The following is a 14,319-nucleotide window of genomic DNA, read 5'->3' as shown; positions in this document are numbered from 1 at the left end:
CACCGACCTTCGATCCACGACCTCGAACAAACCTCGAACAAAAAAGTGAGGTTAGCCGAAACCTGGCCGGCCGGCCACCGCGCGGTCCGACTACTCGCCGGCGGCGTAGAGGCCCTTACCGGTGATCAAGGGCAGCTCGAGCGTCGTGCGGATCCCCGGCTCGGCGGCCACCACCGCCGGGATCGCGTTGACGAGCCGCATCGCCGTGGCGACGAGTCCGGCATGGTTGTGGTCGCCGTGGCGGCTGCTCAGACAGATGTCCATGGCGTAGGACGGTTCGCCGGTGATCTCGATGCGATACGAGCCGCCCGGCTGTGCGGGCTGCGGCCAATCCGGGCACAGGTCTGCGCGCAGCCTGGTGACGTGTTCGAGCACCACGGCGGGCGCACCGTCGACCAAGCCCAGCACCTCGAACCGCAGCGCGGCGGCACTGCCCTTGGGAATGTGACCCGCGGCAATGTCGAAGGCCTCCGGAGCCGGTTCCCGGACGTACATCTCCTCGACGACGCCTACCGAAAGGCCAAGGCCGGCAGCCAGTTGGCGCACCACCGAACCCCAGGCCAAACTCAGCACACCGGGCTGCAGCAGCATCGGAATCTCGTCGATCGGCTTGCCGAATCCCATCACGTCGAACATGACGACGGCACTGTCATAAGTGGCGTAGTCGACGATCTCCATGCAACGGATCTGCTCGATGCTCTGGCAGGTGCCGGCCAGTGCCAGCGGCAGCAGGTCGTTGGCAAAACCCGGGTCGATGCCGCTGACATAGAGGCTCGAATTACCTTCCCGCGCGGCATCTTCCAGCGGCTTGACGAGCTCGTCGGGAATTACCTGCCACGGGTACTGCAGGAAAACCGGTCCACTGCCGACGATGTTCACCCCGGCCGCCAGCACCCGCCGATAGTCGTCCAGCGCCTCGGAGAGGCGGTTGTCGGCCATCGCGTTGTAGACGGCGCACTGCGGTCCGCTGGCCAGGACCGCATCCAGGTCGGTGCTGGCCTTGACGCCGGTCGTTTTGGTGAATCCGGCGAGCTCGGCCGCGTCCTTTCCCGCCTTCGCTTCCGACGACACCCACACCCCGGTGAGCTCGTAGGCCGGGTTGGTGATGAGCGCCCGCAGCGAATGAATTCCGACGTTGCCGGTGCCGAGCTGGACGACGGGTATGGGCATGCTGGCTCCTCACAGATCCGGGACGGGAAGGTCGAGGTTGGGGTGGGTGAGGCCGCCGTCGACCTCCAACGTCTTGCCGGTCAGGAAGCTGCCCGCGGGCGAGGCCAAATACACTGCGGCGGCGGCGATGTCGACGGGATCGCCGAGCCGGCGCAGCGGTGTGGCCCGTTCCATCGGCGCGCGCAGTTCGTCGTTGGCGGCCACCACGTCCAGTGCGGAGGTGAGGATCGACCCCGGGGCGATCGCATTGACCCGGATGCGTGGACACAGATCCAAGGCCGTCAGCCGCGTGTAGTGGGCCAGGGCCGCCTTCGCGGTGCCGTAGGCGGCGAAACCACGTCCGGCGAGCCGGCCCATGGTCGACGTGATGTTGATGATGCTGCCGCCGCCGGAGTGCTCCAGCATCAGCGGCACCGCCGCGACGGTCAGCGCGTGGGCGGTGGCGACATTGAAGGTGAAAGCGTCCTTGAGGTCCTTGGTCGAGGTGGTCAGCAACATGTTCGGCATGGTGCCGCCGACGTTGTTGACGACGATGTCCAGTCTTCCGAACGCCTCGACCGTCTGACCGGCCAGCTCCGCGGTGACCTCGGGATTGGCCAGGTCGGCGGCGACGACGTGGGCGCGCCGTCCGATGGCGCGCACCCCTTCGGCGACCTCGTCCAGCTGGGAACGCGTTCGCGAGGCGATGACCACATCGGCGCCGGCCTCGGCGAAAGCCAACGCGATAGCCGCACCCAGGCCGCGGCCACCGCCGGTGATGACGGCGACCTGGTCGTCGAGGCGGAACCTGTCGAGGATCACTGCGGCTCGTTTCGGTTGTCGGCCGAGACGGCAGCTTCCCTCGCCGTCTGGGCTGCAGGTATTTCTGGAACGGGTTCTACTTTCTCACAGCGGCGCAAAGATGTAACGGCTCCGGACACCCTGATGGGCTCGGGCGAGTCGCAAGTGTGATTGGCCGGCAGGTGCGGCTTCACGAACGCCATATGTCTGCACGGCGGCCGACTGATGAACTGGTTTAAGACTGCCGATTGTTACTGTAGCCTCGTGCTGCGAGAGAAGCGGCTGGTTTGCGCGCCGTGGCCAAGTGCGGTCCGGCGAATGTCTACCGTTAGGAACTGAATTGAAACTCAACGGATTTGGCGCCACGCTGAGTATCCTGGCTTCGGGCGCTCTGCTCTTGTCCGGGTGTGGCAGCGACAATAACGCCAGCGGGGGCGGCTCTACGGCGGGCCAATCGTCGGGCAATGTGAATTGCGGCGGGAAGAAGACACTCAAGGCCAGCGGGTCCACGGCCCAGGCCAACGCGATGACGCGCTTTGTCAAGGCATTCGAGGAAGCCTGCCCGGGTCAGACGCTCAACTACACGGGCAATGGTTCGGGTGCCGGAATCAGTGAATTCAACGGGAACCAAACCGATTTCGGTGGTTCGGATTCGCCGCTGAGCAAGGACGAAGCCGCGGCGGCGCAACAGCGCTGCGGCGGCTCGCCGGCGTGGAATCTGCCGGTGGTGTTCGGCCCGATCGCGGTCACCTACAACATCAGCGGGGTCAGTTCGTTGAACCTGGACGGTCCCACCCTGGCGAAGATCTTCAACGGCACCATCACCACCTGGAACGATCCGGCGATCCAGGCCCTCAACTCGGGCACCAACCTGCCCGCGACGCCCATACACGTGGTGTTCCGTAGCGACGAGTCCGGGACTACGGACAACTTCCAGCGCTACCTTGACGCCGCCTCCAACGGCGCATGGGGCAAGGGCGCCGGAAAGGCATTCGCGGGCGGTGTCGGCGAGGGCGCCAAGGGCAACGACGGCACGTCGGCCGCGGTGAAGGGCACCGAAGGGTCCATTACCTACAACGAGTGGTCGTTTGCTCAGGCGCAGCACCTGAACATGGCCAAGATCGTCACCTCGGCCGGTCCCGAAGCGGTGGCCATCAGCGCCGAGTCGGTCGGAAAGACGATCGCGGGAGCCACGATCAAGGGGCAGGGCAACGACCTGGTGCTGGACACGATGTCGTTCTACCGGCCGACGCAGCCCGGGTCCTATCCGATTGTGCTGGCGACCTACGAAATTGTCTGTTCCAAGTACCCTGACTCCCAAGTCGGTACCGCGGTGAAAGCGTTCCTGCAGTCGACCATCGGCGCCGGTCAGAATGGGCTGGCCGACAACGGCTATATCCCCATTCCGGACGGGTTCAAGTCGAGGTTGTCGACCGCGGTGAACGCCATCGCCTGATCTGGGGTCGACGTGGTCCGAGGCCCGCTGGCCAAGCCTGCGCTGGTAGAGGTCGACGCGCGCGCGTCGCGGCGGGCGGACCGGTTGTTCAAGCTGGCGGCATCGGCCGCCGGTTTGACGATCGTGGTCGCAATCGCGCTGATCGCGGTATTCCTGTTGCTTCGTGCCGTGCCGTCGTTGCGCGCCAACCACGTGAATTTCTTCACCAGCGCCGAGTTCAACACGGCTGACGACGAGAAGTTGGCGTTCGGCATCCGCGACCTGTTCATGGTCACGGTGCTCAGTTCGATAACCGCGCTGGTGCTGGCCGTACCGGTTGCGGTCGGGATCGCGGTGTTCCTCACCCAATACGCGCCCAGAAGGTTGTCGCGTCCGTTCGGCGCGATAGTGGATCTGCTGGCCGCGGTGCCGTCGATCGTTTTCGGGTTGTGGGGAATCTTTGTGCTGGCGCCAAAGCTGGAGCCGGTCGCAGGTTTTCTCAACCGCAACCTTGGCTGGCTGTTCTTGTTCAAGAAGGGAAATGTGTCGCTGGCCGGTGGGGGCACCATATTCACCGCCGGGATCGTGTTGGCGGTGATGATCCTGCCGATCGTCACCTCGGTATCCCGCGAAGTGTTCCGTCAGACGCCGCTGATCCAGATCGAAGCGGCCCAGGCATTGGGCGCGACGAAATGGGAGGTGGTGCGGATGACCGTGCTGCCGTTCGGCCGCAGCGGCGTGATCGCCGCGTCGATGCTGGGGTTGGGGCGTGCGCTGGGCGAAACCGTGGCGGTGCTGATCATCTTGCGGTCGGCGGCGCGGCCCGGAAACTGGTCGTTGTTCGACGGCGGTTACACCTTTGCATCCAAGATCGCCTCCGCGGCGTCCGAGTTCAGCGAGCCGCTGCCGACCGGCGCCTACATCTCGGCCGGGTTCGCGCTGTTCGTCCTGACCTTCGTGGTTAACGCCGCCGCGCGTGCGGTGGCCGGCGGAAAGGTCAACGGATGAGCGTCGACGCCCTCGACCGGCCGGTCAAAGCGGTGGTGTTCCGTCCGCTGAGCCTGGCGCGACGGATCAAGAACAGCCTGGCGACCGTGGTGTTCTTCAGCTCGTTCGCCATCGCGTTGGTGCCACTGGTCTGGTTGTTGTGGGTAGTGATCGAGCGCGGCTGGTATGCCATCATCCGGGTGGACTGGTGGACTCATTCGCTGCGCGGCGTGCTGCCGGAGGAGTTCGCCGGGGGCGTGTACCACGCGCTCTACGGGACATTGGTACAGGCCGGGGTGGCGGCCGCGCTGGCCGTGCCGTTGGGCCTGATGACCGCGATCTACCTGGTCGAATACGGCACCGGCCGGATGGCGCGGGTGACCACGTTCATGGTCGACGTTCTTGCCGGGGTGCCCTCGATTGTGGCGGCGCTGTTCATCTTCAGTCTGTGGATCGCCACCCTGGGATTTCAGCAGAGCGCCTTCGCGGTGTCGTTGGCACTGGTTTTGTTGATGCTGCCGGTGGTGGTGCGCTCTACCGAGGAGATGCTGCGGTTGGTGCCCGACGAGCTGCGCGAAGCCAGTTATGCGTTGGGCGTTCCGAAATGGAAGACGATCGTGCGCATCGTCGTTCCGATCGCAATGCCGGGCATTGTGTCCGGTGTGCTGCTGGCGCTGGCGCGCATCATCGGCGAGACCGCCCCGGTGCTGGTGCTGGTCGGCTACAGCCGTTCGATCAACCTCGACATCTTCAACGGCAACATGGCCTCGCTGCCGTTGCTGATCTACACCGAACTCACCAACCCCGAACGCGCCGGCTTCCTGCGGGTGTGGGGTGCCGCGCTGACGCTGATCATCCTGGTGGCCTTGATCAATGTGGTCGCGGCGGGGATTCGCTTCGTGTCCACCCGTGCGTCGACGATCGGCGTGATCCGGGCGGGGCTTCGCCTCCTGGTCGCTCGGTAGTGGGGAACCGGCGCGCCCTATGAGCCCTGGGCGAGTTTGAGCACCCTGCCGTTGCCGCGGTCGGCGACGTAGACGTTGCCCTTCTTGTCGACCGCAACCGACAGCGGGGTGTTGAGGCCGGTGAACGGCAGTTCGGTGGAAGCGGTTGCGCCGGCCGGCAGCTTGGCCACCGCGTTGTTGTCGTGTTCGGTGACGTAGACGTTGCCGGCACCGTCCACGGTGATACCCCACGGCGCGGTGAGGCCGGTGAACGGCAGTACCGATTGATTGCTGGTGCCGGCTTCCAGCTTTACCACCCGATTGTTGTCGGTGTCGGTGACATACACATTCCCGTCGGCGTCCACGGCCACACCGTCGGGGTTCTTCAGGCCGTTGAACGGCAGCACCGTCTGGCTGGTCGAGCCCGCCGCCAACTTCACCACCCTGTTGTTGCCCCGGTCGGCGACGTACACACTGCCCTGAGCGTCCACTGCGATGCCCTCGGGATAGTTGAGTCCGCTGAAGGGCAGCTCGACCTGGCGATTCGACCCGGCCGCCAACGACACCACCCGGTTGTTGAAATCACTGACGTAGATGGTGCCGGAGCCGTCGACGGCCAGGCCCTGCGGCTCGTACAGCCCGTTGAACGGTTTGACGGTCGGCGTGCTGGAGTCCGCCGGCAACGTCACCACCCGGCCGTACATGGTCTGGTTGGTGACGTAAACGGTGCCCTGGTCGTCGACCGCGACCCCGCCCGGGGAGAAGCGGAAGTTGAGCCCGTTGAAGGGCAGCACCACCTGACCCTGCGGCGGTGTCGAGCCTTTCGGTCTGGTGGCCACGAATGCGCTGATGCCGGCCACCACCAGGATGACGGCCGCGACGACGGCCGCGACGGTCCACGTCTTGCGCTTGTTGCGCGGCTGGCGCGTGGGTTGAGATTGCGACGGCGGGCCGAACGACGGTGAGCCCCCGGAACCGGCACCCTGGCCGACGGGCCCCTGGCCGACGGGGGACAGCCCGGGCTGGCTGGGCCAACCGGTGCCGGTGACGATGGGGGCAGCCTGGGTCTGTTGGTCGGAACTGTGTGGTTTAGACCGCCATCCCTGGAGGCCGGACGGCACCGGCCGGACCGCGGTCTCGTTTTCGGTGGGGTACTGCGGTCGAGGAGCGATCGGCGGCGGGGGCTGTGGTTGGGGTTGAGGCTGGGGCTGGGGCTGGGGACCCGCGCCGGTGTAGTTGGTCCAGGCGCCGCCGAAACCCGCATTGGCGATCAGCGTCGCGTTGTCGCCCCGCTCCAGGATGGTCGCTTCCTGACGCTGCTCGGGCATGGTGAGCGCATCGTGGGCGGCGATCGCCAGGTCTCCCGCGCTCATGTAGCGCTCCTGGGGATTCTTCGCCATGCCCTTGGCGATCACCTCGTCCAGAGCCGGCGGAACTCTGCCGGGTCGTAGCACGCTGGGCCGTGGCGGCGGCTCCATGAGGTGTGCGGCGATCAATCGTTCGACGCTGTCGGTCCGATAGGGGGGCGCCCCGGTCAAGCATTCCCCCAAAACGCAAGCCAGCGCGTAGATGTCGGCGCGGTAGGTGATGTCGTCGGCGGTGAATCGTTCCGGGGCCATGTAGTTGTAGGTTCCCACGGCCATCCCGCTCTGGGTCAGTCCCGGGTCGTGGGCAGCACGTGCGATGCCGAAATCAACCAGATAGGCGAAGTCGTTGGCAGCGACCAGGATGTTCTCGGGCTTGACGTCGCGGTGGGTGACCCCGGTGGTGTGCGCCGCGTCGAGTGCCGCGGCTACTTGCCGCACGATGGCCACTGCCCGTGCCGGGGCGAGCGGACCGTACTGGGTGAGCAACGTGCGCAGGGATACTCCGTCGATGAGCCGCATCTCCACATAGAACTGGCCGTCGATCTCGCCGTAGTCGTGGATCGGCACGATGTGCGGTTCCGTCAGCCGTCCCGCGGTGTCGGCCTCACGCTGCATCCGCGCGCGAAACACCGGGTTCTCGGAGTACTGCGTCGAAATCAGCTTCAGCGCCACGATGCGGTGCTTGCGAGTGTCCTCGGCCTCGTAAACCTCGCCCATGCCGCCGCGTCCGATCAACCGCACCAAGTGGTAAGGCCCGAAGCGCGACCCAACCCGCGAACCCGGCTCGGTCTCGCTCACCGTCGACGCTCCCTTCGTCCGGCCCGCCAATCCACCGGACACCGTTGGTTAACACACGGTAAATCCTCAAAGACCGGGGACACAACAAAATCGGGCTTACTCTCAGTGATTTCTGACCCGTGGCTCAGGATAAAATTTGGATTGGATTACCACGGCGGCAACCGGTTGCCCGCCGAGACCATTGCGACACTTGGCGATTCGTCCCGTGATCGGCATAATTCCGCCGGGCCGGACCGGCGCCGCAATCGCCCCGCCTCGGGTGACGGCCGATCATGCAATGGCGTTGACCACCGGGATCAATTTCGATTGGAACGAACTCGGCAGCGGAATATACCCGTACTCGTCCAAACCGATCTGGCCGTCGCCAATTGTGGCCTGCATAAACGCTTTTACGGCGGCACCGGTGGGTGCGTCGGGATATTTCGAGCAGACGATCTCGTAAGTCACCAGCACGATCGGGTAGGCACCGGCCTTGGTGGGCCGATAGAACGAGGACGTGTCCACCACCAAGTCGTTGCCCTGACCCTTGAACGTGGCCCCGGCGATGGTCTTGCCGACGGTCTCGGCGGTGATCGTCACCGGATCCGGGCCGGCCGAGGTAATGATCTGGGCCATGTTCAGTTGATGACCCACCGCGTAGGACCACTCGTTGTAGGTGATCGAGCCGTCGGTTCGCTTCAGCGCCTGAGACGTGCCGTCATTGCCCGCGGCGCCTTCGCCGACACCTCCGTTGAATGTTTGGCCGGTGCCTTTGCCCCACGCGCCGTTGGAAGCGGCGTCGAGGTATTTCTGGAAGTTGTCCGTGGTGCCGGACTGGTCGCTGCGGAAGACGACGTGAATGGGTGTCGATGGCAGACTGGTACCCGAGTTGAGGGCGGTGATCGCCGGGTCGTCCCATTTGCTGATGGCGCCGTTGAAGATCCTCGCCAAGGTGGGGCCGTCCAATTTGAGCGTGCTGACCCCGTTGATGTTGTAGGTGACCGCGATCGGGCCGAAGACCACCGGCAGGTCCCACGCTTCCGACCCGCAGCGTGCCGCGGCTTTGTCGGGCTCGCCTTTCGCCGGATCCATCGGGGAATCGGAGCCCGCCAGATCGGTCTGGTTGCCCAGGAAAAGCTTCATGCCGGCGCCCGAGCCATTCGCGTTGTAGTCCAGCGTGTGGCCGGGGCAGGCATGAATGTAGGCATACACGAACTGTTCGATCGCGTTCTTTTGTGCTGTCGAACCCGCCGCCAGGAGCTTCTTCTTACCGCCGCAGTCCACCGGGACACTGGGGGTGCTGGATCCGGTCGACGACGACGTGTTACCGGAACGACCGCCGCAGGCTGCCAAGACCAGAGTGCTGACCAGTAGCAGGCTCAGCGCGGCTCGAGTTCGTCCAGATCGGGGGAACTTCACGGGATACTCCTCTCGGCAGCACGACGAGCATAGGCCAACAGCGCCCACCCGGGTCAGGACTTGGACGCTTGTTTCGCGGGGGCCTTCTTCCGTGCCGGTGTCTTCTTCGCCGGCGTCTTCTTGGCGACCTTCGCCACCGGTGGTTTCTTTTCGCCCGAGCGCGCCTTGACGCTGGCTTCCAGTTTGGCGAGCAGATCGGAGACGTCCTCGGTCTCGTCCAGTTCGGTCGGTTGCTCCTCGGTGGTAAATGCTTCTCCGCCTTCGAGTTTGGCGTCGATCAGTTCCTGCAGCTGCTCCTGGTAGGTATCGCGATAGCGGTCCGGGTTGAACTCTTCGGCCATCGACTCCACCACTTGGCCGGCCATCTTGAGCTCCGCCGGTTTGATCTCGACCTTCTTGTCCAGTACCGGGAAGTCGGGGTCGCGAATCTCATCCGGCCACAACAACGTATGCACGACCATGACGTCACGCTTGCCGAAATCCTTGACCCGCAACGCCGCCAGCCGGGTCTTGTTGCGCAGGGTGAAATGCACGATCGCCATCCGGTCTGACTCTGCAAGCGTCTTAGCCAGCAGCACATAAGATTTCGACGACTTCGAGTCGGGTTCCAGGAAGTAGCTGCGGTCGAACATCATCGGGTCGACTTCGTTGGCGGGCACGAATTCGAGCACCTCGATCTCGCGGCTGCGTTCCTCGGGCAACGTGGCGATGTCGTCGTCGGTGATGATCACCATCTGGCCGTCGTCGGATTCGTAGGCCCGAGCCAGGTCGCCGTATTCGACCACCTCGCCGCACACCTCGCACACCCGCTTGTAGCGGATGCGTCCGTTGTCCTTGGCGTGGACCTGGTGAAACTTGATGTCATGGTCTTCGGTGGCGCTGTACACCTTGACCGGCACGTTTACCAGGCCGAAGGCGATCGAACCCTTCCAGATGGAGCGCATGCAGTCAGTATGCCCACAACGCGGGGCGGTTAACAGCGACGCCACGGCATGCCTGCAGGTCGGTGGGTTTGCAGTGCCCGGATGCGAGCGACGTCGATGCCATGGTCGGTGCCGGGCAGACTGACGTTTGCAGCTCGGACCCGTTGCAATCCAGCGTATTTCGACCTGATATCTGGTTGATCGGCATCGTCACGGCCTCAGCTGGATACGTATCGCCGACGGCTGACGCAGTTCGGGCCACCGACGTCATGGGTGAGACGTCTCGAGACTTCCCGCGGTTGATCGAGGCGGCCTGCCGTCGTCTGGGGACGGTCCGGGTGTCTGCGTGCCCGCAGATCGCGGGATAGGAAGTACTACAAGGGTTTTGGTGTGCCGGCGGTGCAGCGTTACACCGGGCTGGCCGGACCGCGTGGCCGGGAACTGCACGGCGCGGTTTCGAATCATGCGCGCGAATCCGGTAGTCGGGCCCGTCCGGCCCACGACAGGACCTGCCGTCGGACTCGGCCCTAACGCCGGACGTGCGAACGCCAGCGGCGGAGCTCACGGGTGATTGACTGGAGAGCAGCACGCGCTGGCGCCAGGTCACCGGCCCTTGACACGGCCATAGCCCCAAACAGCGCCGCTTGGATCAGCCGGGCGCGGTCCTGCGACGATCCAGCTTCGATGTCCCCGGCCCGGGCCGCCGTATCGAGCGCGGCCTTGAGGGCTCGCTCGATCCGGCGCCGGTAGGCCGCCACCAGTTCCTGGACCTCCGGAATTCCGTCTCCGACCTCCACCATGGTGTTGACCATGAAGCAACCGGTCGGTGAAGCAGGAGTCTCCAGCACGGCCCGAACGCGATCGATGAACCGCACGATGTCGGGAAGGCCGCGCGCGCCCGATTCGAGTTCGCCGAGTATGCCGCTCATCTCGCACTCGTACCGCGCCAATGCGGCGGCGAGTACACCCTGCTTGCTTCCGAATGCCGCGTAGAGGCTCGACAGGCTCAGACCTGCTTCCGCGGCGAGTTGTTCGACGCTCGTTGAGCGAAAGCCGCGACTCCACAGCGCGCGCTCGAGCGCCGCGGTGGCAGCGTCGAGGTTGAACTCACGCGGCCGACCACGCTTTCGGCGGGGGGCGGAACTCGTTGACATTCAGGAGTGAATACTACAATATTTATTTATAGAATACCTATTCCTGAATTAAGGGAAGGCGACGCGCCAATGCCCCATTCCGAACGAGCTCTCACCCTGCTGCCCCGCGACCCCGGGGATGCCGACCCAACGGTCGCGGCCATCCTGTCCAAGGCCCGGTCCAAACTAGGTTTCCTGCCGAACATGTACCGCAACATGGCCAATGTGCCTGGGTTGCTGGACACGTACATGGTTGGTTACGACGCATTCCGCAGCGACTCGGGACTGACACCGGCCGAACAGGAGACCGTGCTACTGGCGATCAGTCGTACGAACGGCTGCCAGTACTGCGTCGCCGCGCACAGCACGATCGCTGATGCTTCTGGTGTGCCGACGGAGATCACCGAGGCGCTGCGGGACGGTCGGACACTCCCCGATGCGCGCCTGGATGCGCTCGCAAAGTTCACCACGGCGATGGTCGAGTCGCGCGGACTTCCGACCGCCGCCGAGCTGGAGTCCTTTCTCGCCGAGGGGTTCGCCGAGACCGACGTGTTGCAGGTGCTTCTCGCGATCGCCGTGAAGACGATCAGCAATTACTCCAACCACCTATTCCACACCGACGTCGATGCCGCCTTCGCCGGTCAGATCTGGGAGGCGTGATTGTGGCCGTTACGTCGACCGACACCGGCTATCGCTTTGCCCACCCCACGATGGCGACCGTGCTCAGCGACATGCGAATCCCTGGTACCGACCCGCGCCCGGGCGACGCGATCCCCGAGTTCAGCGTGACGACCACCGACGGAGCCGTTATCGACAACGCGAGCCTGCGCCGTGACGGTCGGCCGGCGCTGATCGTGTTTGGCTCGCTGACGTGTCCGATTACCGAGAGCGCGGGCGATGGCCTGCGTGAGCTCCACGCGCGCTACGGCGACCGCGTTCGCTTCATCGTGATCAACGTCCGGGAGGCGCACCCCGGGGCGTCGACGCCGCAGCCCCGGACGTACGAGCAGAAGGCCGGCCACGCGTCGCGACTCAAGGAGCATCACCGGTTGCCGTTCGAGGTCGCCACCGACGATCTCGACGGTACCTTGCACCGCGCGTTCGGCCCTCGGCCGAGCTCGGCCTACCTGGTCGACCCGTCTGGCGAGATCACGTTCCGCGCCCACTGGTCCAACGTCACGCCCGCCATCGAGGTAGCCGTGGCAGCCGCGGCGTCCGGCGTTCGCCCGCCGCGTGCCGAGGTCGGCCAGACCGTGCGGGCGATGGCGCGGATGACCGGTCACGCGGGGCAGGCGCTCCAGACGGCCGGCCGCGGTGCCACCCGCGACACCTGGAAGATCGCCCCGCCGTTCGCGGCGATGATCGCCATTTCGAGGCTGTTCGGATTTCTCCCGGCCAGCCGCCGCGGTGTCGCGGTGATGGTCACCTTGGCATCGGTGACGATTGCTGTCGGGGTTGCGATCGCCGCGTTCATGTGACGGCCGGGTTCAGCCTAATTCGCGGCCGGGCTGCGAATCGATCGCGACGCCGGGCCGCTTTCGATTCGCCCGCCTGCGGATCCGGGCGGCATGCGCGGACCGGACCGTCCCGGGGTCGGCCGCGTCGCCCGGGGGCGCAGATTGGCCCCAGTTCGGAGCCCATGGTCACAGACGCCGGTGCAGGAAATCGCGAATCAGCGCGGTGATCTCAGCTCCGTGGGTCTCGAGCGCGAAGTGTCCGGCGTCCAACAGATGGATCTCGGCTTCGGGAAGGTCACGTCGGTAGGCTTCTGCCCCGGCTGGTCCGAAGATTTCGTCGTTACGGCCCCACGTCACCAGAGTCGGAGGCTGGTGGGTGCGGAGGTACTGCTGGTAGGCCGGGTAGCCGTCGAGATTGAACTGGTAGTCCCAGAACAGTTGTAGCTGCACCGCGTCGTTGCCCGGCCGGTCCAACTTCGCCTGGTCGAGTTGCCACGTTTCCGGCGCGATCCGGGCCAGCCGGTCGGCCGGGACGCCGTGCGTGTACTGCCACCGGACGGACTTGGGCTGCAACAGTTCTCGAACACCGGCAGCGTTGGCTTCCCGGTCCTTGGCGTGGGCGAACAAGATGTCCCAGAACGGCGTGAAACCCTCCAGGTACGCATTGCCGCTCTGGGTGATCAATGCCGTCACCCGCTCCGGTGTCCGGCTCGCGATCCGCAGCCCGATGGGTGCTCCGTAGTCCTGGATGTAGAGCGCAAAGCGCTGCAGGCCGAGCTTGTCCACGAGGCCTTCGACGATCTCGGTCAGATTGTCGAAGCTATAGCGGAACTCGTCGACCGACGGTGCGGCCGAATTGCCGAAGCCGATGTAATCGGGAGCCACCAGGTAGTACTCGTCGGAGAGCGCGGCGATGAGATTGCGGAACATATGCGAGCTGGTGGGGAAGCCGTGCAGCAGGAGCAAAGCCGGGTTTCGCGGATTGCCGGCCTCCCGGAAGTACACCTCCAAGCCGTTGATGGACGTAGTCCGGTGCCGGGTGTCGAAGGTAGTCATTGCGGTTTCCTTTCGGTGATGGTCGGGTGCCGGTCGGGAGAACGAGCGTTCTCACGGCTGGTTGTAGTCTAGAGAACGATCGTTCTTAGCGCAAGGAGGGAATGCCATGACCGAAGGCGAGGACCGGGATAATGTGCTCGCCGCAGCCGATAGGTTGTTCAATGACCGCGGTGTGCAGGCGGTCGGCATAGACGACATTCGCGATGCCGCGGGCGTACCGCTCAAGCGGCTCTACAGGGAGTTTCCGTCGAAGGCGCATCTGGTTCGGGCGGTTCTGCAGCGGCGCGACGCCGACATCCGGCAGGCGATCGTCACATTCGTCGAGGCCCGCGCGGCCGAGCCGCGATTTCAGATCCTCGCGGTGTTCGACTTTCTCTATGAGTGGTTCTCGCAGCCGGATTTCCGCGGTTGCATGTTCATCAATACCGCCGGCGAGCTGGGGGGCACGTCCGACGACGTTGCCCGGATCGTGCGCCATCATAAGCTGGCGGTCCGCGGTTACCTGGATCAGCTCGTCAAGGCCGCCGGGTATCCGGCCGTGCTAGCTGATCAGTTGCTGATTCTGGCCAACGGCGCGATGGTTACTGCCGCGATCAACGGCACCCCGGAGTCGGCCCGGCATGCTCGCGATGCTGCCGAAGCGTTGTTGACGGCGCAGCGCGAGGGCCCGTAGAAACTGCTCACGTAACGCTGCCGCTGCACCGCGGGCCTCAATCCAGCCTTGCCCGTGTGGGGCAACTGCTACTACTACTACTTTGGTACCCCTCGACCCGGCTGCGGTCCGCAGCGCTTAACACGGCCCCGAATGGGGCCAACCAACACGAAATAACCAACGATCCACCGTTACCGGGGGTCCTCAACACAGATAAGG

13 protein-coding genes are annotated in these 14,319 nt (G+C 65.0%); 6 read left to right on the top strand and 7 right to left on the bottom strand.

Annotated elements, in window-relative coordinates; translation table 11 throughout:
• Window positions 1-90 precede the first annotated feature (90 nt).
• Window positions 91-1,170 carry an NAD(P)H-dependent amine dehydrogenase family protein gene (locus tag MKAN_RS08760; RefSeq protein ID WP_023367347.1) on the bottom strand — a complete coding sequence of 360 codons (1,080 nt, stop codon included), beginning with the start codon at window positions 1,168-1,170 and terminating at the stop codon, window positions 91-93.
• Window positions 1,171-1,179: 9 nt separating this feature from the next.
• Complete coding sequence (locus tag MKAN_RS08755; protein WP_023367345.1) at window positions 1,180-1,971, bottom strand: SDR family oxidoreductase; 792 nt, start codon at window positions 1,969-1,971, stop codon at window positions 1,180-1,182.
• Between the two features lie 319 nt (window positions 1,972-2,290).
• Between MKAN_RS08755 and pstS (MKAN_RS08750) the strand changes: the two genes are divergently transcribed.
• Genes pstS (MKAN_RS08750) through pstA form a run of 3 tightly spaced genes read left to right on the top strand, consistent with a single transcriptional unit; the run spans window position 2,291 to window position 5,337 of the window.
• The gene (gene pstS / locus MKAN_RS08750; RefSeq protein ID WP_023367343.1) at window positions 2,291-3,406 is read left to right on the top strand and encodes a phosphate ABC transporter substrate-binding protein PstS; all 1,116 of its coding nucleotides are present in this window, start codon (window positions 2,291-2,293) and stop codon (window positions 3,404-3,406) included.
• A 12-nt stretch (window positions 3,407-3,418) separates the two neighbouring features.
• Complete coding sequence (pstC, locus tag MKAN_RS08745; RefSeq protein ID WP_023367341.1) at window positions 3,419-4,393, top strand: phosphate ABC transporter permease subunit PstC; 975 nt, start codon at window positions 3,419-3,421, stop codon at window positions 4,391-4,393.
• The gene (gene pstA, locus MKAN_RS08740) at window positions 4,390-5,337 is read left to right on the top strand and encodes a phosphate ABC transporter permease PstA (RefSeq protein WP_023367339.1); all 948 of its coding nucleotides are present in this window, start codon (window positions 4,390-4,392) and stop codon (window positions 5,335-5,337) included. Before pstC ends, pstA begins: the two co-directional genes overlap by 4 nt.
• A gap of 17 nt (window positions 5,338-5,354) precedes the next feature.
• Here the strand turns inward: pstA and MKAN_RS08735 are convergent, their stop codons facing one another.
• The 4 genes from MKAN_RS08735 to MKAN_RS08715 all read right to left on the bottom strand — a co-directional run bounded on the left by MKAN_RS08735 (window position 5,355) and on the right by MKAN_RS08715 (window position 10,956).
• Window positions 5,355-7,481 carry a serine/threonine-protein kinase PknD gene (locus MKAN_RS08735; RefSeq protein WP_036393591.1) on the bottom strand — a complete coding sequence of 709 codons (2,127 nt, stop codon included), beginning with the start codon at window positions 7,479-7,481 and terminating at the stop codon, window positions 5,355-5,357.
• A gap of 270 nt (window positions 7,482-7,751) precedes the next feature.
• Window positions 7,752-8,879: a phosphate ABC transporter substrate-binding protein PstS gene (pstS, locus tag MKAN_RS08730; RefSeq protein ID WP_023367335.1), complete on the bottom strand. Its 1,128-nt coding sequence runs from the start codon at window positions 8,877-8,879 to the stop codon at window positions 7,752-7,754.
• A gap of 53 nt (window positions 8,880-8,932) precedes the next feature.
• Complete coding sequence (ku, locus tag MKAN_RS08725; protein ID WP_023367334.1) at window positions 8,933-9,823, bottom strand: non-homologous end joining protein Ku; 891 nt, start codon at window positions 9,821-9,823, stop codon at window positions 8,933-8,935.
• 506 nt (window positions 9,824-10,329) lie between these two features.
• Window positions 10,330-10,956 (bottom strand): TetR/AcrR family transcriptional regulator, encoded by a 627-nt coding sequence (locus MKAN_RS08715; protein ID WP_023367330.1) that lies wholly within the window; start codon window positions 10,954-10,956, stop codon window positions 10,330-10,332.
• A 69-nt stretch (window positions 10,957-11,025) separates the two neighbouring features.
• Between MKAN_RS08715 and MKAN_RS08710 the strand changes: the two genes are divergently transcribed.
• Together MKAN_RS08710 and MKAN_RS08705 are read left to right on the top strand one after the other, a co-directional pair.
• Window positions 11,026-11,595 carry a carboxymuconolactone decarboxylase family protein gene (locus tag MKAN_RS08710; protein ID WP_023367328.1) on the top strand — a complete coding sequence of 190 codons (570 nt, stop codon included), beginning with the start codon at window positions 11,026-11,028 and terminating at the stop codon, window positions 11,593-11,595.
• Window positions 11,596-11,597: 2 nt separating this feature from the next.
• Window positions 11,598-12,413 (top strand): peroxiredoxin family protein, encoded by an 816-nt coding sequence (locus MKAN_RS08705; RefSeq protein WP_036393870.1) that lies wholly within the window; start codon window positions 11,598-11,600, stop codon window positions 12,411-12,413.
• Between the two features lie 165 nt (window positions 12,414-12,578).
• Here MKAN_RS08705 and MKAN_RS08700 read toward each other — a convergent pair whose 3' ends face one another.
• The gene (locus MKAN_RS08700) at window positions 12,579-13,448 is read right to left on the bottom strand and encodes an alpha/beta fold hydrolase (protein WP_023367324.1); all 870 of its coding nucleotides are present in this window, start codon (window positions 13,446-13,448) and stop codon (window positions 12,579-12,581) included.
• A gap of 172 nt (window positions 13,449-13,620) precedes the next feature.
• On the opposite strand from MKAN_RS08700, the gene MKAN_RS08695 reads away from it, so the two are divergent.
• Window positions 13,621-14,121, top strand: a complete 501-nt coding sequence (locus tag MKAN_RS08695) for a TetR/AcrR family transcriptional regulator (RefSeq protein ID WP_332909940.1) — start codon at window positions 13,621-13,623, stop codon at window positions 14,119-14,121.
• Window positions 14,122-14,319 lie beyond the last annotated feature (198 nt).

Origin of the sequence: Mycobacterium kansasii ATCC 12478, assembly GCF_000157895.3 — a bacterium.
GTDB classification, from domain to species: Bacteria; Actinomycetota; Actinomycetes; order Mycobacteriales; family Mycobacteriaceae; genus Mycobacterium; species Mycobacterium kansasii.
This window is presented reverse-complemented; position numbering and strand designations above follow the sequence as displayed.

Coding starts and splice junctions, on each gene's coding strand:
- MKAN_RS08760 (WP_023367347.1), bottom strand. CDS start 1,170: ATGCCCATACCCGTCGTCCAGCTCGGCACCGGCAACGTCGGAATTCAT.
- pstA (WP_023367339.1), top strand. CDS start 4,390: ATGAGCGTCGACGCCCTCGACCGGCCGGTCAAAGCGGTGGTGTTCCGT.
- ku (WP_023367334.1), bottom strand. CDS start 9,823: ATGCGCTCCATCTGGAAGGGTTCGATCGCCTTCGGCCTGGTAAACGTG.
- MKAN_RS08715 (WP_023367330.1), bottom strand. CDS start 10,956: ATGTCAACGAGTTCCGCCCCCCGCCGAAAGCGTGGTCGGCCGCGTGAG.
- MKAN_RS08710 (WP_023367328.1), top strand. CDS start 11,026: ATGCCCCATTCCGAACGAGCTCTCACCCTGCTGCCCCGCGACCCCGGG.
- MKAN_RS08700 (WP_023367324.1), bottom strand. CDS start 13,448: ATGACTACCTTCGACACCCGGCACCGGACTACGTCCATCAACGGCTTG.